This window comes from Polaromonas sp. P1_F2 (genome assembly GCF_056405735.1).
Genome location: NZ_JBFUBN010000010.1, coordinates 64,107 through 84,165 on the forward strand (window position 1 = coordinate 64,107; position 20,059 = coordinate 84,165).

Annotated in this window: 19 protein-coding genes; 4 read left to right on the forward strand and 15 right to left on the reverse strand. The window is 61.9% G+C overall.

Annotation, left to right across the window (positions count from 1 at the left end; genetic code table 11):
- Positions 1 to 50: 50 nt before the first annotated feature.
- The 12 genes from AC1D0O_RS18790 to AC1D0O_RS18845 form a co-directional block, all read right to left on the reverse strand.
- Positions 51 to 182 (reverse strand): hypothetical protein, encoded by a 132-nt coding sequence (locus AC1D0O_RS18790; RefSeq protein ID WP_477655011.1) that lies wholly within the window; start codon positions 180 to 182, stop codon positions 51 to 53.
- A gap of 133 nt (positions 183 to 315) precedes the next feature.
- Positions 316 to 1,974: an MFS transporter gene (locus AC1D0O_RS18795; RefSeq protein ID WP_477655012.1), complete on the reverse strand. Its 1,659-nt coding sequence runs from the start codon at positions 1,972 to 1,974 to the stop codon at positions 316 to 318.
- A gap of 262 nt (positions 1,975 to 2,236) precedes the next feature.
- Positions 2,237 to 2,887 (reverse strand): 2-hydroxychromene-2-carboxylate isomerase, encoded by a 651-nt coding sequence (locus tag AC1D0O_RS18800; protein WP_477655013.1) that lies wholly within the window; start codon positions 2,885 to 2,887, stop codon positions 2,237 to 2,239.
- A 33-nt stretch (positions 2,888 to 2,920) separates the two neighbouring features.
- Positions 2,921 to 3,676 carry a YbaK/EbsC family protein gene (locus AC1D0O_RS18805; protein WP_477655014.1) on the reverse strand — a complete coding sequence of 252 codons (756 nt, stop codon included), beginning with the start codon at positions 3,674 to 3,676 and terminating at the stop codon, positions 2,921 to 2,923.
- A 1-nt stretch (position 3,677) separates the two neighbouring features.
- Positions 3,678 to 4,598, reverse strand: coding sequence for a hydroxymethylglutaryl-CoA lyase (locus AC1D0O_RS18810; RefSeq protein WP_477655015.1), 921 nt, complete (start codon positions 4,596 to 4,598; stop codon positions 3,678 to 3,680).
- A 134-nt stretch (positions 4,599 to 4,732) separates the two neighbouring features.
- Entirely contained in the window at positions 4,733 to 5,671 is a 939-nt protein-coding gene (locus AC1D0O_RS18815; protein WP_477655016.1) for a 2-hydroxyacid dehydrogenase, read from the reverse strand.
- A 183-nt stretch (positions 5,672 to 5,854) separates the two neighbouring features.
- Entirely contained in the window at positions 5,855 to 7,858 is a 2,004-nt protein-coding gene (locus AC1D0O_RS18820) for an acetyl/propionyl/methylcrotonyl-CoA carboxylase subunit alpha (RefSeq protein ID WP_477655017.1), read from the reverse strand.
- Positions 7,851 to 8,525, reverse strand: coding sequence for a DUF4126 domain-containing protein (locus AC1D0O_RS18825; RefSeq protein WP_477655018.1), 675 nt, complete (start codon positions 8,523 to 8,525; stop codon positions 7,851 to 7,853). Before AC1D0O_RS18825 ends, AC1D0O_RS18820 begins: the two co-directional genes overlap by 8 nt.
- Positions 8,522 to 10,192: a M48 family metallopeptidase gene (locus AC1D0O_RS18830; RefSeq protein ID WP_477655019.1), complete on the reverse strand. Its 1,671-nt coding sequence runs from the start codon at positions 10,190 to 10,192 to the stop codon at positions 8,522 to 8,524. Before AC1D0O_RS18830 ends, AC1D0O_RS18825 begins: the two co-directional genes overlap by 4 nt.
- A gap of 37 nt (positions 10,193 to 10,229) precedes the next feature.
- A complete protein-coding gene (locus AC1D0O_RS18835; protein ID WP_477655020.1) occupies positions 10,230 to 11,015 on the reverse strand; it encodes an enoyl-CoA hydratase/isomerase family protein in 786 nt (261 codons plus the stop codon).
- 23 nt (positions 11,016 to 11,038) lie between these two features.
- Positions 11,039 to 12,172: an acyl-CoA dehydrogenase family protein gene (locus AC1D0O_RS18840; RefSeq protein WP_477655021.1), complete on the reverse strand. Its 1,134-nt coding sequence runs from the start codon at positions 12,170 to 12,172 to the stop codon at positions 11,039 to 11,041.
- A 25-nt stretch (positions 12,173 to 12,197) separates the two neighbouring features.
- Entirely contained in the window at positions 12,198 to 13,820 is a 1,623-nt protein-coding gene (locus AC1D0O_RS18845) for a carboxyl transferase domain-containing protein (RefSeq protein ID WP_477655022.1), read from the reverse strand.
- A 147-nt stretch (positions 13,821 to 13,967) separates the two neighbouring features.
- Between AC1D0O_RS18845 and AC1D0O_RS18850 the strand changes: the two genes are divergently transcribed.
- The 4 genes from AC1D0O_RS18850 to AC1D0O_RS18865 all read left to right on the forward strand — a co-directional run bounded on the left by AC1D0O_RS18850 (position 13,968) and on the right by AC1D0O_RS18865 (position 17,525).
- A complete protein-coding gene (locus AC1D0O_RS18850; protein WP_477655023.1) occupies positions 13,968 to 15,005 on the forward strand; it encodes an AraC family transcriptional regulator in 1,038 nt (345 codons plus the stop codon).
- Between the two features lie 52 nt (positions 15,006 to 15,057).
- Positions 15,058 to 15,741, forward strand: a complete 684-nt coding sequence (locus tag AC1D0O_RS18855; RefSeq protein ID WP_477655024.1) for a glutathione S-transferase family protein — start codon at positions 15,058 to 15,060, stop codon at positions 15,739 to 15,741.
- Positions 15,742 to 15,924: 183 nt separating this feature from the next.
- Positions 15,925 to 16,911, forward strand: a complete 987-nt coding sequence (locus tag AC1D0O_RS18860; protein WP_477655025.1) for a nucleotidyltransferase family protein — start codon at positions 15,925 to 15,927, stop codon at positions 16,909 to 16,911.
- A 2-nt stretch (positions 16,912 to 16,913) separates the two neighbouring features.
- Entirely contained in the window at positions 16,914 to 17,525 is a 612-nt protein-coding gene (locus AC1D0O_RS18865) for a hypothetical protein (protein ID WP_477655026.1), read from the forward strand.
- A gap of 46 nt (positions 17,526 to 17,571) precedes the next feature.
- Here the strand turns inward: AC1D0O_RS18865 and AC1D0O_RS18870 are convergent, their stop codons facing one another.
- From AC1D0O_RS18870 to AC1D0O_RS18880, 3 genes are read right to left on the reverse strand one after another with little or no spacing between them, the layout of a single operon-like run.
- Complete coding sequence (locus AC1D0O_RS18870) at positions 17,572 to 18,333, reverse strand: DUF4019 domain-containing protein (protein WP_477655027.1); 762 nt, start codon at positions 18,331 to 18,333, stop codon at positions 17,572 to 17,574.
- 54 nt (positions 18,334 to 18,387) lie between these two features.
- The gene (locus tag AC1D0O_RS18875; protein WP_477655028.1) at positions 18,388 to 19,689 is read right to left on the reverse strand and encodes a HipA domain-containing protein; all 1,302 of its coding nucleotides are present in this window, start codon (positions 19,687 to 19,689) and stop codon (positions 18,388 to 18,390) included.
- Between the two features lie 3 nt (positions 19,690 to 19,692).
- Positions 19,693 to 19,986, reverse strand: coding sequence for a helix-turn-helix domain-containing protein (locus AC1D0O_RS18880; RefSeq protein ID WP_477655029.1), 294 nt, complete (start codon positions 19,984 to 19,986; stop codon positions 19,693 to 19,695).
- Positions 19,987 to 20,059: the final 73 nt, after the last annotated feature.

Here is a 20,059-nt window from a genome sequence, read left to right on the forward strand (position 1 = left end):
GCGCGGCGATGTCCTTCAACTGGAGACGCATCCACTGCATTCATTCACACTCAAGCGCGGGCCGCGAAGGGCGCCTGCAAGGCGCCGTGTTTTTCACCGCCGAGGTCTATGTCGCCGCCCTTGTTCAACAGGAACAGGGCCAGGCCTGCGATCACGATAAATCCGAGTACAAGTTTCCACATCTTTCTCTTCTCCAAAAAACAGCCAAAAAAAAGCCCCCGGCACATGGATGACGAGGGCCTGCAAATATCACCAGGCTCTTCAGCCTGAAGAAACCGGCGCGGGCCATCGGGCCCGCGCCGGCGATCACACCAATCAGTCGTTGGCGTAAATGTCCACGTCCTTGGTTTCCTTGATGAACAAGGTGCCAATTACCACGGTCATGCCGGCGATGATGATCGGGTACCAGAGGCCGTTATACATATTGCCGGTCTGCGCCACGATGGCGAAGGCGGTCGTCGGCAGTAGGCCGCCGAACCAGCCGTTGCCGATGTGGTACGGCAGGCTCATCGAGGTGTAGCGGATGCGGGTCGGGAACAGTTCCACCAGCATGGCGGCGATAGGGCCGTAGACCATGGTCACCAGCACCACCAGGTAGAACAGGATGGCCGTGACCATGACCTTGTCGATCTTGGCCGGGTCGGCCTTGGCGGGATAACCGGCGGTCTTCAGGTCGTCAGCCACGAGCTTCTTGAACTCGGCGTCCTTCTTCTTGGCGTCGTCGGCGCTCATGCCCTTGGCGGTGTAGCTGGGGATCGCGGTTTCGCCGATCTTGATGGTGGCCACCGTGCCGGCGGGTGCGGCGACGTTCTCATAGCTCACCGAAGCGCCTGCCAGCACCTGTTTGGCGATGTCGCAGGAGCTGGTGAACTTGGCGGTGCCGGTCGGGTTGAACTGGAACGAGCACTCTTTCGGGTCGGCGGTCACGATCACCTTGTTCTTGGCTTGCGCGGCGGCGAGGTCGGGATTGGCGGCCTTGGTCAGCGCGGTGAACACCGGGAAGTAGGTGACCACGGCCAGCAGGCAGCCGGCCATGATGATGGGCTTGCGGCCGATCTTGTCCGACAGCGTTCCGAAGATCACGAAGAAAGGCGTGCCCAGGATCAGCGAATACGCCACCAGGATGTTGGCCGTGGGGCCGTCCACCTTGAGCGCCTGCGTCAGGAAGAACAGCGCGTAGAACTGGCCCGAATACCAGACCACGGCCTGGCCGGCGGTCAGACCGACCAGCGCCAGGATCACGATCTTCAGGTTCTTCCACTGGCCGAAGGACTCGGACAGCGGCGCCTTGGAGGTCTTGCCCTCAGCCTTCATCTTCTGGAAGGCGGGGGATTCGTTCATCGACAACCGGATGTAGACCGACACGGCCAGCAGCAGGATGGAAACGATGAACGGAATGCGCCAGCCCCAGTCGGCGAATGCGGCCTCGCCCATGGCGGTACGCACACCCAGGATCACCAGCAGGCTCAGGAACAGGCCCAGCGTGGCCGTGGTCTGGATCCAGGAGGTATAGGCGCCGCGCTTGCCCTGGGGCGAGTGCTCTGCCACGTAGACGGCTGCGCCGCCGTACTCACCGCCGAGCGCCAGGCCTTGCAGCATGCGCAGCGCGATCAGGATCACCGGCGCGGCCACGCCGATCGAGGCGTAGTTGGGCAAGAGGCCCACGATGAAGGTCGACAGGCCCATGATCACGATGGTGACCAGGAAGGTGTACTTGCGGCCGATCATGTCGCCCAGGCGGCCGAACACCAGCGCGCCGAAGGGGCGCACGATGAAGCCGGCGGCAAACGCCAGCAGCGCGAAGATGAAGGCCGAGCCCGAATCCAGTCCGCTGAAGAACTGCTTGGCGATGATGGCGGCCAATGAACCGTAGAGGTAGAAGTCGTACCACTCGAATACCGTGCCGAGCGAAGAGGCGAAGATCACCTTCTTCTGCTCGGCGGTCATGGGTCTGTTGTCGACGGCTGTTGCCATGATGTGTGTCTCCAAATAGTGAGGGCCTCCGGTATGGAAGCTACCCTGATTATTTTTGGAGTCCCTGACCTAGCTCTGACGTGAAACTAACAGGAGCTTGCGTGAAACTTATGCGTGGCTGACAACTCAAGGGGAAACCCTTGAGAAACTTTTCAGCATGCGAAGCTGCTCCGGGAAAACGCCTAGAACCTTCTTACACGCCGCGTAAAACTCGCTTACAGGCCTGCACGCCTGCTTACGTGCGTAGCTGCACCACGTCTTGTTATGCCTTGCGCGAAATACCCACGGAAATTTTGCTCACGCCATTCCAGCCTTCGCCGTCAAACCAGGCGTTGCCCGACAGGTATTCGCGCAGCATGGGCAAGGCGTCGAAGCCCCAGAAAATTTTCCCGTCGACTTCCATCGCGGGCACGCCGAACGCGTTCAGTGCGATGGCTTCGTCGGTGTTTTTTTTCAGCTGCGCTTTCGCTTCATCGGCCGTCAGGTGTTGCTGCGGCGCAAGCAGCGCGCTGAGCGCGGCCAGCCGCTGTTCATCCGCCGCCTCGGCGCCGCCCTGCCAGACATGGCGAAAAATGGTTTCGCACACATAGCGGTTCGGGCCGGCCGGGTCTGCGGGCGTGCCGCAGGCACTGGCCAGGCGCAGCAGGGGCAAGGGGTTGAAGGGATGGCTCGCCGGTATCTTCATTTCAATGCTCTTGCTGTGCGCATGCCACAGCACCTGCCGGTAAGTCCAGTCGCGCTTGGGCGCGATTTCCGCCGGGCCGAGCTGGCCGTGGTGCTTGAGCATCGCGGCAAACAGCACCGGCCGGTAGCTCACGCTGTAGCTCAAGCCCTTGAGCGCTTCGGGCAGGTGCTCGAAGGCGAGGTAGGCGTAAGGCGAAATGAAGTCGAGGTAAAAATTGATGTGCTTCATGAGGCTCTCCGCGATGTGGATCGCTGTGTTGGTTTATGCCCGCACGGCCGCCATGCGCTGGCCTATGGTGCGCCAGAGTTCGCGCTGCGCCTCGGGGCCGGAGCGCGCCCAGGCCGAAATCTCGCCCAGCGTGCGGAAGCAGCCTTCGCAGAGGCCGGTGTCGGCGCTCACGCGGCACACCGAGATGCAGGGCGAGGGCACGGCGTCGCCCGCCGCCTCCACCGTGCGGCCGCGCGCCGTCACCTGGGCGACCGCCTGCTCGCGCGCGATGCTTTCCTCGTCCAGGTCCACCGCGACGTCGACCACCGGCGCGCCGGTCAGCAGCTCCAGCTCTTGCGGCATCAGCTTGAACACCGCATGCGGATGGCCGGCCGCGGCCCAGATTTCCTCAAAGCGCATCAGGCTCAGGTCCACCAGAACCACGGCTTGGGTGATATGCCCCACGGGAGACACGCCCCCTATGGAAAAACCGGTTTTGCTTTTCACGAAATCCGCATCGGCGCGGCCCACGCGTTTGCCGTCCGTGCAGACCAGGGCCTCGACCTTGCGTTCGTCCACCCGCCTGTCGCCTGAAGTCACGACCAGCACCGCGGCATCATCCGACTTGCGCCGAAAGATGATGCTCTTGGCAATCTGCCCCAGGCGCACGCCCAGCGCATCGGCCGCCTGCTGCGCGGTGCGCGCCGCGTCGTCGAGCATCACGGGCATATGCGGATGGCCGCTTTGCTGCAGCACCGCAACAACCCGCTGCACGCCCTCGGGCAAGCTCTTCAGTTCAGCACCACACATATCAATTCAATCGCTTGTTAAGGAGCGCCGTCGCCGCGCGGGAATTGGGCTTGCGCCCCAGGAAGTCGCTGATGAATTTTCCAGCATCGATCAGCTTGTCCAGGTCTATGCCCGTTTCAATGCCCATGCCATGCAGCATGTAGACCACGTCTTCAGTGGCCACATTGCCGGTGGCGCCCTTGGCAAAAGGGCAGCCACCCAGGCCGGCCGAGGAGGTGTCGTATTGCCAGACGCCCATCTCAAGCGAAGCCAAGGTGTTGCCCAGCGCTTGGCCGTAGGTATCGTGATAGTGCCCAGACACGTCGTCCACCGAGTAGTGCGTAAAAGCAGCATCCAATGCGCGCTGCACCTGAATTGGGGTGCCCACGCCAATGGTGTCAGCCACACCGATATGTTGCACACCAATGCTTTTCATCAGCTTGGCGACATAGCCCACACTTGAAGCGGGAACGTGTCCTTCGTAAGGGCAGCCCACAGCGCAAGAGATCGCGCCGCGCACATAAATGCCTTTCTCGCGCGCGGCTTCGACCACAGGACGGAAGCGCTCCATGCTCTCGGCAATCGAGCAGTTGATGTTCTTCTGGCTGAAGGCCTCGCTGGCCGCGCCGAAAACCACGATCTCGTCGGGCCACAGTTCGCGCGGCGGCGCGATGGCGCCCTCGAAGCCCTTCATGTTCGGCGTCAGCACCGAATAGCGCACACCAGGCTTGCGTTGGATGCCCGCCATCACCTCGGCGTTGTCGGCCATCTGCGGCACCCATTTGGGCGAGACGTAGCTGGTCACTTCAATCTCGGTGAGGCCCGCGTCCTGAAGCCGGTGCACCAGTTCAATCTTCACCGCGGCCGGCACCTGGGCTTTTTCATTCTGCAGCCCGTCGCGGGGGCCGACATCGACAAGCTTGACTCTGGAAGGTAGTTTCATGGGGATCTTTCAAGAGGTACGGGCATCAGCTCTCTTATGCAAGCAGGGGCCGCGGAACCGGCTTTGCCGGGCCGCAGGCGCAGCGGCCCCCTCGGGGGGCAGGGAGCTACACGCAGTGAGCGACCGTGGGGGCATCAGTATCCCTTTTTCGGGTCAACCACACCGGCGAGGGTACTTATCGGTGCGCCGCCGGCCAGGCTGCGTATTTTTCCCGCGATCTGCGCAATGCTTTCCTCGCGCAGCGTGCGCGCCGAGGTGTGCGGCGTCACCGTGATCTTGGGGTGTTTCCAGAACGGGTGCTCCGCCGGCAATGGCTCGGTGCGGAACACGTCCAGCGTCGCACCAGCCAGCTGGCCGCTGTCGATCAGCGTGACCAGGTCTTCGTCGACCAGGTGGCTGCCGCGCGCGACGTTGATGACGTAGCCGCCCGGCCGCAGCCGCGACAGCGTGTCACGGTTCATGATGCCCAGGGTGTCCGGCGTCAGCGGCAGCAGGCAGACCAGGATGCGGCTGGCCGCCAGGAAATCCTGGAAGCCCGCGCTGCCCACCTCGCCCGAAAAGCACTGCACGCCCTCAATCGCCTTGGGCGAACGGCTCCAGCCCTTGACCGGAAAGTCGAACTGCGCGAGCGCCCGGCTCACACGTTCGCCCAGCACGCCCAGGCCCATCACACCAATGGGATAGTCGGTACGCTGGCGCGGCTTGCGGTAAGACCATTTGCCCTCGGCAATGTCGGCCTCATAAGCATCAAGCTCGCGGAAATGGCGTATCACCGCATGGCACACATACTCGGCCATCTGCGCCGACATGCCGGCATCGTCCAGCCGCACCACCGGCACGCCGGCTGGCAGCCGCAGCTTCATGAGGGCATCGACGCCCGCGCCAATGTTGAAGATGCCCTTGAGCTGCTGCTGCTCGTCAAAGAATTGCTGGGGCGGCTGCCAGACCACCGCGTAGTCGGCCTGCTCCGCCCCTGTGGACCACAGCGCCACATCGGCATCGGGGAAGGCGGCCTTGAGGCCGTCGACCCAGGGCTGGGGTTTGGTGTCGGAACAGCAAAAACTGATGCGCATTGAGAATTTCCGTTTAGTACTGCAACCCGGAAGTAGCGAAACAAAATGAAAGTGATGGATTCGCGCCCAGGGCAAGGCGCAAGCCGCAACGAAGGCTGGACGCCTTCGCAAGGCTTGCAACGCCGCCATGGGTGCGAAGACGCGCTTTCATGTTTCGATACTTCCGGGTTGCAGTACGAGTGATCAAACGGCTATTTTCAACAATTCCGCGCCCTCGCTGACCTGGTCGCCCGGCGCGTACAGCAATTCCTGCACCGTGCCGTCGGCCGGCGCGGCGATGGTGTGCTCCATTTTCATGGCCTCCATCACGGCCAGCGGCTGGCCCTTGCTCACCTTGTCGCCGGCCTTGACAGCAAAGGACACCACCTTGCCCGGCATGGGCGCGGTCAGGCGCCCGCCCTCAGCCTGGGCCTCGCCCGCGTGCGCCAACAAGTCTATTGACAGGATTTGCGTCGCGCCGCGCGCGCTGAACACATGGTCGAGCTCGCCCTGCGCATAGACCGCCGCCGTCATGCGCTGGCCCGCAAACTCGATGTCCAGGCCTTGCGCACTTTCGGAAAATATCAAAGGCCCCGCCACCTGCACCTCTCCATCCACCAGCGCCAGCTGCAGCGCCCCGTCATGCCCATAGCTCAGGACGGCCGTGGCCGGTTCGCCATGGAATTCAAACTCAAAACGCCGCTGCACCACACCATGCGAGCGCCAGCCGTCGCGGCGGCTGAAGGGGTCGGCGCCCTCCAGGGCGCGTTCGTCGAGCAACTGCCTGGCCACTGCCGCCGCGGCGGCCATGGCCAGGCCCACGGGCTCCTGCTTGAAGAGCACGGCTTCCTCGCGCTGGATCAGCGCGGTGTCGAGGTTGGCCTTGGCAAATGACGGGCTGCGCACCACATAACGCAAAAACTGCACATTGGTGCTCAGGCCCACGATGCGGGTCTGTGCCAGCGCATCGTCAAGCCGGGCCAGCGCCTCTTCGCGCGTCGCGCCGTGCACGATGAGCTTGGCCACCATGGAGTCGTAGTAGGGCGAGATCGCGTCGCCTTCGCGCACACCGTCGTCGACGCGCACTTGCCCTCTTTCAAACGCCGTGTGCACCGGCTTTTTGTAGACATGCAGCGTGCCGGTGGCCGGCAGGAAGTTGTTGTCCGGCGTCTCGGCGCAGATGCGCGCTTCAATGGCATGGCCATGTATGCGCAGCTGATCCTGCGCCAGCGGCAGCTTTTCGCCCGAGGCCACACGCAGCTGCCACTCGACCAGGTCCAGGCCGGTGATGGCTTCGGTCACCGGGTGCTCCACCTGCAACCTGGTATTCATTTCCATGAAGAAGAAGTTCATGCTGCCGTCAGCGCGCTGCTCGACGATGAACTCCACGGTGCCGGCACCGACGTAGTTCACGGCGCGCGCGGCGGCCACGGCGGCTTCGCCCATCTGCTTGCGCATGGCTTCCGTCATGCCCGGGGCCGGCGCTTCTTCCAGCACCTTCTGGTGGCGGCGCTGCACCGAGCAGTCGCGCTCGAACAGGTAGACGTAATTGCCGTGCGTGTCGCCAAACACCTGGATCTCGATGTGGCGCGGGCGCTGGGCGTACTTTTCGACCAGCACCGCGTCGTCGCCAAAGCTGTTGATGGCCTCACGCTTGCATGATGCCAGCGCGGCTTCGAAGTCTTCGCTTTTGTCCACCGCGCGCATGCCCTTGCCGCCGCCGCCCGCGCTGGCCTTGATCAGCACCGGGTAGCCGATGCGGTCGGCCTCGCGTTTCAGCAGGGCCGGGTCCTGGTCGCTGCCGTGGTAGCCGGGCACCAGCGGAACGCCGGCTTTTTCCATCAGCTGCTTGGACTCGGCCTTCAGGCCCATGGCCTTGATGGCGGATGCCGGTGGGCCGATGAAGACCAGGCCGGCGGCCGCGCAGGCCTGCGCGAACTCTTCGTTCTCGCTCAGGAAACCGTAGCCCGGGTGGATGGCTTCGGCGCCCGTGGCCTTGGCGGCTTCAATGATGCGTTCCCAGCGCAAATAGCTGTCCTTGGGCGCGCTGCCGCCTATGTGCACGGCCTCGTCGCAAAAGCCCACATGCTTGGCGCCCGCATCGGCGTCGGAATACACCGCGACGGACTGGATGGCCATGCGGCGGGCGGTGGCGGCAACGCGGCAGGCGATCTCTCCACGATTAGCTATGAGTATTTTTTTAAACATGGTCGTTCTTTGAAAAGGGAGACTTCAAGGTAAAAGCGGCGGCAGTGCCCGGGTCCGGCCTGCCGCTGAAAATGCGCGCCACGCGGATAAACAGCTGACGCAAGAAGCGCCAGCACACGCGTATCAGCCAGACGCTGAGCGCCAGCACGATGGCCAGCAGCACCACAAAAATCAAAGGGTGCGCAATCGCCAGCCACAGGCCCAGCGGCACCAAGCCGTCTTCCATCAGCGAGGCGCCTATGTTGCTGAAAGGCTCGGGCGAGGTGTTGATGGCCGCGCGGCTGGTGGCCTTGGCGGCAAAGCTGGTGGCGGCCAAGGTGCCGCCCAGCAGCGCGGCAAGCAGCGCGCCCAGGCCGTTGTCACCGCCAAAGACCGCGGCCGCCAGCGCCGCGCCGGCCGGGATGCGGATCACGCCATGCACCACGTCCCACAGCGAATCCAGCCCCGGAATCTTGTCGGCAAAAAATTCGATGAACACCATAAACCCGCTGACGCCCAGCACCACCGGGTGCGCCAGCAGTTGCAAGCCGGCCGGCAGCTGCACCCAGCCCATAAAGCCCGCCAGGCCCGTCAGCAGCACCACCAGGTAGAGGCGCACGCCGCTGGCCCAGCCCAGCGCGCCGGCCAGGGCGATCAGTTGTGTGGTGTCGAGGGATGTGGCTGTCATGGTTTCCATACCACGGTGCTGTCAACGGCATAGAGCTTGCAATCCCCTTTGGCCGCGCGCGCGCAGGCTGCCAGCGCGCGCACGCTGGGATCGGGCGACAGGCCGCTGTCCGGCGGCGCCGGGCCCCAGGAGAAGCCGCAGTGCCCCGCCGGGCTGAGCGCGTAGGCCTTCGGCGCTTTCTGGGTGAGCCAGGCCTTGTAACGGTCGCGGCATGAGGCACTGACACCCGGCACGGCATCGGCGTCATTCAGTTTTGCGAAGGCGGCGCTTTCAGCGGCGGCTACCGCCGGACTCCCCGCGGTGCCTGGCTTCCATACCAGTTCATCGTTGACCACATAGAGCTGACAGGGCCGCTTGCGCGGCCGCGCATTGCAGGAGGCCAGGGCATCCGCCGCCGCGTTGGCGCCGGTACGCGAGGACCAGCCACCGCTTTCATGGAGGGCGAAGGCCCTGGGCCTTTTGGTGCCGGCGAGGAATCGCTGATAGGCCACGCGCCCGTCGTCGTCAAGAAACGGCACCTGCGTGAAGTCCGGCAAGGCCGCGCCTTCTGCTATCGACGGCTTGAGGATCTTCTCGGTTTTCCGTTTCCCCGCTTCGAAGGAGACATAGTCCCCTTCATAAGCCGTTTTCAGCTCGACCAGATTGGGGAGCAGCGGTTGGCCCTGCTTCTGCTTTTCCGCAATTTCAGCCACCGCGGCTTGCAGCCGCAGATAGCGTTCAGGCGCACTGGGATGGCTGGCCGTGAAGGATTCCTTGATGGTGGCGGGCTGCCTTGCCGCCATGCGCCGCCAGAATTCAGGGGCCGCTGAAACCTCATATCCGGCAGCGGCAGCCAGGTAGATCCCCAGGTAGTCGGCGTCGCGTTCCTTGTCCTGCCCGTACGGGTCCCGCGCCGGCAAAACCACCGCCCGGCCAAAAATGGCACTCACTACGCCCCCCGCGGCGCGGGCCCGGGCATCGTTCGCCCATTCTTCCACGTGGCGCAGGGCCATGTGGGCCAGTTCATGGCCGAGCACCAGCGCCAGGTCCTGGTCGTCCGGCGCAAACCGCAGCATGCCCGCGGTGACAATCAGCTCAGTCTTGGATACCGCGGCGTTGACCGTGTCGCTGGGGGCATACCTCAGGCCGACATTGCAGACCTGGTGCGCGCCCACGGTGATGTCCAGCGTTGCGCCATCGCGCTGCAAATTCAACAGGATGGGCTCACGGCGGTTTCTCAACTCATTGACGCGGCGTTCAAACCATGCCACGGCCTCCTTGCCCGGGGGCGTGTTTTCCCCACTGACGGCCAGCAGCTTGTCGCCGGGCCGGATGCCCGCCGCAGCGGCCGGGGTTCCCTCGATCACCGAGGCAAAACTCAGGCCCGAATCCAGGCCGACGCTGGCGGCATGCGGGCGAAAGTCCTCGCTCAGCTGGAATTCGGTGCGTGGCGAAGAACCGATGGACCAGCGCCGCCGCGTCGAGCAGTAAGGCGCCCCCACCCGTAGCAGGGGGTACACCACCTGCTCGATACGGTTGAACTCACGATAAAAAGCCCTCACCGCGAACTCGCGCTGCAGCCGCGCCTCGGCGTCCAGCGCCTCCGCGCTGGGTTTGAGGTCGGCCGCGAACGCCGCAGGCATTGACAGCGCCAGCAGGCAACCCAGGATGCGTTGTGAGATCTTCAAGGTTTGGCTCCCGCAAATAGCGCTCATGATGCCTGCGTCAGGTCTTCTGCAACCAGTTGGGTTTGCGCTTTTGCAGGAAAGACTGCACGCCCTCGCGGCCTTCAGGGCTCACGCGCACGTCGGCAATGCCCTGGACCGTCATCTGTGTGAGTTCCGGTGTGATGGCCTGCCCGGCCACGTCCTGCACCAGCTTTTTGCAAAGCTTCACGGCTTCGGGCCCGGCGCTGACCAGGGCTTTCACCAGTTCGGCCACCTTGGCGTCCAGCGCTTCGGCCGCCACCACCTCATGGACGAATCCGATGCGCAAGGCTTCGGCCGCGTCAAAACGCTCGGCCGTCAAAAAGTAGCGATGCGCCGCGCGTGCGCCCATGGCCCTGATCACATACGGACTGATGGTGGCGGGGATCAGGCCCAGCTTGACCTCGCTAAGGCAATAGCCCGCTGTATCGGCGGACACCGCGATATCGCAGGCCGCCACCAAGCCGGTGCCGCCCGCGTACACATCACCCTGTATGCGGGCAATCACAGGCACGGGGCATTCGTACAGAGCCTGCAGCATAGTGGCCAGACGGCCCGCGTCCTCGAGGTTCTGTTCGTAGCTGTAGTCGGCCATGCTGCGCATCCAGTTCAGGTCCGCACCCGCGCAAAACGCCGGGCCGTTGGCCGCCAGCACCACGCAGCGCACGTCATCACGCAGGCTCAGCTCGACAAAGGCCTGGGTCAGCTCGGCGATCACCTCCTGGTTGAAGGCGTTGCGCACTTCGGGGCGGTTCAGGGTGACGGTGGCGACGTGCCCCGCTACATCTATCAGTAAATGGTTCATGGTCCTTGGTCTCCCTGGTCTCGCTAATAACGTTTCGCCACTTCTTCGAGCATCACTTCGGTTGCGCCGCCGCCTATGCCCAGCACACGCGCATCGCGCCACAGGCGTTCAATCGCTGTCTCGCGGATAAAGCCCATGCCGCCGTGGAACTGCTGGCAGGTCTGCAGCACTTCATTGACCAGCTCGCCCGTCAGCGCCTTGAGCATGGAGACCTCCTGCACGATGTCGCGGCCCTGCGTCACGGCCCACGCACAGTGGTACATGAACTGGCGCGCCGCGCGGGTCTTGGCGTCCAGCATGGCGATGCGCTGGCGAATGGTCTGTTTGTCCCACAGCGTGGCGCCGAAGGCCTGGCGCTGGCGCACATAGTCCAGCGTCATCTTGATCGCTTGCGTGCAATGGCCGACCGCCATGGCCGCCAATGCGATGCGTTCGGTCTGGAAGTTTTTCATGACCGAATAAAAACCCTTGCCCTCTTCGCCCAGCAGGTTGCCGGCCGGGATGCGCACATTGTCAAACACCAGTTCGGCCGTGTCGGACGACAGCCAGCCGGTCTTCTTGAGCGCACGGCCCACCGTAAAACCCGGCGTGCCTTTTTCGACAATGAACATGGACACATCGTGGCGCGCCGTGCCGGTCTTGGCCGCGATGAAATACAGGTTGGCAAACACGCCGTTGGTGATGAACATCTTGGTGCCGTTGAGCACCCATTCGTCACCCTCCAGCTTTGCCGTCATGCGCATGCCGGCCACGTCGGAGCCCGCGCCGGGCTCGGTGATGCCGACCGCGGTAATCGTCCGGCCCGCAATCACGTCCGGCATGTAGCGCGCCTTCTGCGCCGCATTGCCGGCGTGGAACAGATGCGGGCTGGCCATGTCGGTGTGCACCAGCACCGTGATGATGAAGCCGCCAAAGGTGGACTGCGACAGCGCCTCGGCAAACACCAGGTTGGCCAGCGCATCGGCCTCGCCACCGCCGTACTCCGCCTCATACATCAGTCCCAACAGGCCGGCATCGCCCATCTTGCGCAGCACCTCGCGCGGCACGCAGCCCTCTTCTTCCCAGGCAGCGGCAAAGGGCCCGACCTCGCGCGCGATGAAGCGCGCGACCTGCTCGCGCAGCAGTTCGTGCTCGGGGGTGATGTAGATGTTGTCCATGGCCGGCTTTGTGGCTTACCCGGATTTACATGCGGAACACGCCGAACTTGGTCTCGGGAATCGGCTGGTTCAAGGTTGCCGAGAGCCCCAGCGCCAGCACACGCCGCGTATCCGCCGGGTCGATCACGCCGTCGTCCCAGAGCCGCGCGCTCGAATAATAAGGATGCGACTGGTGGCCGAACTGGTCCAGCACCGGCTGCTTGAAGGCGGCCTCTTCCTCGGCGCTCCACTGGCCGCCCTTGGCTTCAATCGCGTCGCGCTTGACGGTAGCCAGCACGCCGGCCGCCTGCTCGCCGCCCATCACGCAGATGCGCGCATTCGGCCACATCCACAAAAAGCGCGGCGAATAGGCCCGGCCGCACATGCCGTAATTGCCCGCGCCGTAGCTGCCGCCGATGATGATGGTGAACTTGGGCACCTGGGCCGTGGCCACCGCCATCACCATCTTGGCGCCGTGGCGCGCGATGCCCTCGGCCTCGTATTTCTTGCCGACCATAAAACCCGTGATGTTCTGCAAAAACACCAGCGGGATCTTGCGCTGGCAGCACAGCTCGATGAAATGCGCGCCCTTCTGCGCCGATTCGCTGAACAAAATGCCGTTGTTGGCGATGATGCCCACCGGCATGCCCTCGACATGCGAAAAACCGCAGACCAGCGTGGTGCCGTAGCGCGCCTTGAACTCGGCGAATTCGCTGCCGTCGACGATGCGCGCGATGATCTCGCGCACGTCATAGGGCTTGCGCGTGTCGGTCGGGATCACGCCGTAGAGTTCTTCGGCCGGGTACAGCGGCGGTGCGGGCGTGCGCAGCACCTGCTGGGGCTGCTTTTGCCGGTTCAGGTTGGCCACGGCGCGGCGCGCCAGGGCCAGCGCATGCGGGTCGTTCTGCGCCAGGTGGTCGGCCACGCCCGACAACCGTGTGTGCACGTCGCCACCGCCCAGGTCTTCGGCCGAGACGATCTCGCCGATGGCCGCCTTCACCAGCGGCGGGCCGCCCAGGAAGATGGTGCCCTGGTTCTTCACGATGATGGTCTCGTCGCTCATGGCCGGCACATAGGCGCCGCCCGCTGTGCAACTGCCCATGACCACCGCGATCTGCGCGATGCCCGCGGCGCTCATATTGGCCTGGTTAAAAAAGATGCGGCCGAAATGGTCGCGGTCAGGAAACACCTCGTCCTGGTTGGGCAGGTTGGCGCCGCCCGAATCAACCAGGTAAACGCAAGGCAGGTTGTTCTGCTGCGCGATCTCCTGCGCGCGCAAATGCTTTTTGACCGTCATCGGGTAATAGGTGCCGCCCTTCACCGTCGCGTCATTGCACACCACCATGCAGTCCACGCCGCTGATGCGGCCTATGCCGGCGATCACACCCGCGCAGGGCGCGCTGTCGGTCCCGTCGCGGTCCGGGTACATCGCATAGGCGGCCAGCGGCGAGAGCTCGAGGAAAGGCGTGCCCGGGTCCAGCAGCATCTGCACCCTGTCGCGCGGCAGCAGCTTGCCCCGCGCCGTATGCCGCGCACGCGCGGTGTCGCCGCCGCCGTGGGCGGCCTTGGCGACTTTGGCGCCGAGGTCGTCGACCAGCGCGCGCATGGCGGCGGCATTGGCCTGGAAGTCGGCGGAACGGGCGTTGAGCTGGGTCTCAAGAGCGGACATGGATTTTTTCCTGATGGGGGCGCTGAAAGGACGCCGGAAGGCGTACCGGCCCTACCTTAGCGCCAAACAGCCAGCTTAGCGAAAACCCGCCCCCGGCAGGCCGCCAACAAGGTTGCAAATCCTGCCAACGGCACCGAGAATCACCCAATGCCCTCCCGCAGCCCCGCCAACCCACCCGTCGCCGCCACGCCCATGGCCTTTGCCAGAAGCATTACGGCCGCCTACAAGCGCCACGGCCAAAGCCCGGAGCAGGCCCTCAAACTGGCACAGATCACGCCAAACCAGCTCAAACAGCCGACAGCCCACATCACGGCCCGCCAGATGGAGCTGCTCTCAGGCGCCGCCATGCAGGAACTCGACGACGAAGGCCTGGGCGCCTTCAGCCGCAAACTGCCCTGGGGCAGCTACGGCATGCTGGCCCGCGCCTCCATCAGCTCACCCAACCTGGGCGTGGCCCTCAAACGCTGGTGCCGCCACCATGCGCTGATTGCCGACGACATCACCCTGCGCCTCACCACCAGCGGCGACACGGCCGCGATCACGGTTGAAGAAAAGACACCCGGCCAGGTTGGCGAATTTGGTTTGGTCCATGTGCTGCGCAACATCCACGGCCTGGCCTGCTGGTATGTGGATTCGCGCATTCCCTTGCAGGGCGCGCGCTTCCCGTTTGAGGCGCCGGCCCATGCGGAGGCCTATGCGCTGATGTTCCTCGGCCCGGGCCTGCAGTTCAAGGCCGCGCAGGCCGAGATCCGCTTCGATGCGCGTTACCTGGCTTTGCCTTTGCGGCGTGATGAAAAAGCCTTGCAGCAGATGCTGCAGCGGGCCTTGCCCTTGACGGTCTTGCAGTACCGGCGCGACAGGCTGCTGGTGGAGCAGGTGCGGCAGGCACTGGCCAACCCGGCGGTTGCCTCCCATACCGCGGAAACCCTGGCGGCAGCCCTGAACATGTCGCCACGCTCCCTGCACCGCCAGCTTCAGGAGGAAGGGGCGTCGCTGCAGCAGCTCAAGGACGAAGTGCGGTTTGAGAAGGCCAAGGACTTGTTGCTGCGCACGACCAAGCCCATCAAGCAGGTGGCCGAAGCTTCGGGATTCCGGAATGAGAAGAGTTTTATTCGGGCGTTTCGGGAATGGAGCGGCCAGTCACCCGCGGAGTTTCGGCAAGGAAAACAGCCCCCACTGGCCTGATTTGCCCCCTTCATGGCAGGACTTGTGACGCACGCCCCCCTAGACTGTGCGCATGATCACCCTTCACCACTGCGTCAGCGCCCGCTCCTTCCGCCCCTTGTGGATGCTCGAAGAGCTGGGCTTGCCTTACACGCTGCGCATGCTGCCTTTTCCGCCGCGTGCGCTGGCCCGCCAGTTCCTGGCGGACAACCCCTTGGGCACCGTGCCGCTGCTGGTAGACGGCGACACCCGCATGACCGAATCCGCGGCGATATGCCAATACCTTGCGACACGGCACAGCCCCGGCCAGCTGGACGTGCCGCCGGCAGACCCAGCCTACGGCGCTTACCTGAACTGGCTGCACATGGGTGAAGCCACGCTGACCTTTCCGCAAACCCTGGTGCTGCGCTACACCCACTTCGAACCCGAGGAACGCAAACAGCCCCAGGTCGCGGAAGACTACAGCCGCTGGTTCCTCGCCCGGCTGAAAGCCATGGACGCCGCCCTGCAGCGACAACATCAACAGGAATTTCTCTGCGCCGGCCGCTTCACCGCAGCCGATGTGTCTGTCCACTACGCCCTCATGCTGGCCGGCCACCTTGGCCTGGCAACACAATTCCCCGATGCCGTGGGCCGTTACCACCGGCAGCTGGAGCAACGCCCGGCATTCCAGCGCGCCCTGCGGGCGCAGCACCAGGCCGCGCTGGACCAGGGCATTCCCACCACGCCGGCACCGGATATGCGGCCGGGCAAGTGAGAGCGACAGAGAAAAGATTATTCGCAGGGATTCATTCACAGCTTCTGTGGGCAAGCTTGTGTATCCCCGTGGGGGCAACACAGGAGATCCGACTTTCCTCCTACAAACGCAGTATGCAATTTAAGTATGCGAGCGTATGCTCCGCTTAGGCTGGCAATTGACCGGCACATTAAGGGGAAAGCCATGAATGAGGGAGCATTCACAAGGGCGCTGAAGACTCACCCTGAGTTGTCGGACAGATTTGATTTCAGCATCGAATTTCTCGGTAAGGCAGAAGCGGCTACGGCGGAACTACTACAAACCGATTGGCCAAACGTGGCCATCTTCGCAGCGGGCTCCTTGGGCAGACTCGAAACTGGAAGATGTTCAGATCTAGACGTGTTTTTTTTGGCCAAACCGGCGGATGACACTACCGACGATGTACATCCTATTTCTCGACTCCAAGAAATAAGCCTATTCGCGAAACTCATCGAAATTAATGCTCAACTAGGTTTGCCAAAATTTAGTGGAGATGGGCGCTATCTGAAAGTGCACGACCTGAGAAGAGTTATTTCTAGCACCGGCGACGCAAATGACGATAGCGAGAACCTGTTCACAACAAGGCTTCTGCTACTACTCGAGAGCAAACCACTATGGAATGCCGATCTGCGGCGAGAGGCAATCACGAATGTTCTTGCCTATTACTTTAAAGATGGAAAGGGGAAGAAAGATTTTCGCCCGCTCTTTCTTCTCAACGATATCTTGAGATATTGGCGAACGCTTTGCTTGAACTACGAGAGAGATCGAGTTAGATCGCCCAAGTGGTGGAAGAATAATTTGAATCTTAAGTTCTCTCGCAAGCTGACAGTTTTTTCTACAGTCTTAGTAATTCTTACGAAAGCCGCCACGGATGAGGATTCATTCATCGCTATGGCAGAAAAAGTACCCCTGGAGCGACTTTCACTTGCGCTCGATACGTTGGGAGACAGCTCTCTTCTACCGAGATTTACAAAATTCCTCAATGACTACGAAAGCTTCTTAGCGGCCAAGTCTTTTGCGGAACTCGAAGAGCCCAACGAGGCCAGCAAGCAAGAATTTCGTAGAAAAGCAGATGATTTCGGTGAATTCCTCAATACTCTTCTCATGAACGACCGAATTGACTCGACATTGCGTCGCTATGCATTGGTTTGATCATGCCCGTCGCTCGCTACTTCGTTTTCGTTGAGTTCACTGACCCTCAGGTTCGGAAAATCCTGAACTCTTTAAGGCAAGCGATTAAAGGAAGGAAAGTGAATGATGAAGCGCACATCACAGTTCGAGGTCCTTATACCCAACGCCCGGATCCGCAGCTTCTAAAGCAATGGAACGAGAAACTTGACGGTCAAGCGATTCTCATCGCCGATGTGGGCATGTTCGAAACACCGAAAGGTTATGCCGTTTTTCTCCATGCAAAGTCCAAAGTCTTCAAGGAAATTTGGTGGAAACCAGATTTTTCCGGCCCCACCGCAACCCAAACTCCGCATGTCACGATTTTCGAGACCCCCGATGAAAGCAATGCAAGAGCGGTGAAGAGTTTTCTCAAGGCGGAGGCAATTGAAATAGTCACCTACGGAGGCGCACTTACGGTTTACACGTCAAAACAGCATTCATTACTTTCGGAAGGTGACCATCTATTCCCGAACCGCAGCAAACTACCTCAGGAAAGAATCTCCACAAAAGAAGGGGTTCTGGAAAGAGCAGCGAACCTTCACGCGCATCTAGATAAGCCAGACACCAATCCTACGTTTCAGCAGATGCTTTTGTGACGGAGATGGGTAAGCGGTTTAAAACCAGAAGATTCGTGCCGAACTTTCAATTGCATATGCATTCGTATACCGCAACTTTCCAACCACCACCAGGACTCAATGCTACCTTGACAAACTCGTCACCAGCAATGCCATTTACCGATCCAGTGCGTTCCCACTTTGTTCGATAAATTACAAGCGTGTATTTCACCTCGCGCGATTGAGCCCCATCATCAAGCGGTCTTGCAGTGACATAACTGCGCTCAACCATTGCCCCTCTACTTCGTTGTCGTTTCACTTCCTTTTGCCAGTCAACGACTCCAACAGCATTTTTTACATCTGGAGTCAAAGCTGCGTAACCATCAATAAACTTTTCTTGATCCAGGAGTTCCAGCCATGCTGTCGCAAACTCAGATCCCGACTGCGTTGGTTTGACCCAGTTTTGACGCGTAGAAGAGCGACCAGATGCGGATATCTTTTTTCCTAGCAATTTTTCCGACAGCACCCGAGTCAAATCTCGGCGACAAAGCTTGTTGTCAATAACCACATCTTTCAAGTCCGACTGACTCAGCCCGGAGTAGTTCTCATACGTTCCTTGCAGCTTGCCGCCCACCTTTAAGTCAGCTATTTTCTTAAGTAGCTTGCTTACAGAAGCCTGAGCCTCAAGATTCGCGCCAAGAGTAGTAGTGGAACCTTTCATAGAAGGCGCATCACAGATTTCAATTACTGTCGCACGAATTTCACGCAGAAGGACAATCTCGTCCGTTGGTTCGCCTACCGCAGCGAAAGAGGCCAACAGGATCGACAAAAATATGAATGGCTTGTTCATAAGTCCTACTTTTTTCTATGAAGATTGAGGGTCGTCCTAGCGTAACGTATATGGCTAAGTCTTCACCCGCCCAAGCATCAACGGCAACACCACACGCTCCACTGCACGCAGCAACCTCAACTCGCCCCCAAAAAACACTTTGACCTCTTGCGGGCTGTCGGCGTTGTGGCCCTCGATCTCAGCCATCACCGCCTGCATGGCTTCGGGCATGGCCTTGGCCAAGCGATCAAGTTCACGCTCGCCGATACGGCGATTCAAACCCAGGGCTTCGCCCGCGGCCAGCACGGCTTCGCGGTTCACTTCGCCAAAGCGCGCAGCGCCGGGTAGCGGGATCATGAGCTGGACGTCCGGCCACATCGCGCGTGCCTCGGCGTACGCGGGCGTGTGGTACACGGCCGTGGAGAGCATGTCGTAAGGCGGTGAGACCTCTATGCCCTGGTCGCCGACCCGGAAGGAAATGTTTTTGAGGTGGTTGTCGTCGTTGCCGATGAGCAGGTTGAAGACCAGCCAGCGGTACAGGCGCAGCCTGGCTTCGGCGCGATTGCGGCACAGAGTGATGCAAGCGGCGACGGCTTCGAGGCTGGCCGAGGTGTTTTTGAAGCTGCGCGATTTGTTGAGCAGCTGGCAGGCGTCGATGACGTGCAGGCGCTGGGTGATGCCTTGCGCGTCCGCGGCGCGGTCAAAGCGCTCTATCAGGTAGACGGGTTCGGGCACATAACGGCGGTGGACGGGTGGCGCGCCCAGGCCCAGCCGGACGGCCAGGCGCTGCATGGCGTATTCGTTGATGACGGAAGATGGGTAGTCGTCGCTCAGGTGGTTGGGCTTGAGGATGTGGGTCGAGGGCTCACCGCCCACGGGCTCATAAAGATTGCCGTCGCGGTAGACCACTAGCAGCTTGTGCTGAGCGCCGGCGACGGACATCTGCTTGGGCGCACCGCTGCTGAGGGACCTGCGGGGGAGCTCGCGAATGCGCCGGCTCAGCTCTTCATTGGGCAGCGCTTTGAGGCTGCCGCGCGCGGGGGCCTGGGCATCGGGTGGTAGCAGCACCAGTGAGCCGGCGGATTCGGCCCCCAGGTATTGCAGCAGGGCAAAGGCGTCGTCACCGTTGATGCCGGCGTCCTTGAGCAGGGCCTGGCGCAAGGTTTCTTCGGGCAACAGGTTGTCGAAATACCACTGCACGGGACGCTGGGTGGCTCCATCCTGGTGAAGCCCGACGTCACGGCCCAGCGCGGGCGCTAGGTCAAAGCTGCCGGAGGTCTGGGACCACGCGGGGTCGTATTCAAAGCTCCAGAGGTCGTTTCCCTCGCTGAGGGTGCCGACACGCTGATCGTTGAGGTAGGCGTTGAGGGTGCGCACGGTTTAGCGCTTATTGTTATTAGAGGGAGTGGGCTTGCGTCCGGTTTTTCCCTGCAAGAGCTTGAGTTCAGCACCCGACGTGTCGGGAATGTCGACGGAAAGCTTGAGGCCCATCTCCTCCAGCACCTTGAAGACCAAGCCCATGCGCACGGTTTCCTTGCCAAGTTCCAGGTCGGAGGCGAACTGCTTGCTGACGCCGACGGTGGCAGCCATGTCGTCGAGGCGGATCTTGCTGCTACGGCGCACGGCCCTGAGTGCCCGGCCGAGGTCGGCGACTGAGTGGATGGGTATTTGCATAAAAATCCTGTGATTGCAGGATTTTTATCGGAATTCCGATTTTTTGTCAATAAATCCTGCGATTGCAGGATTT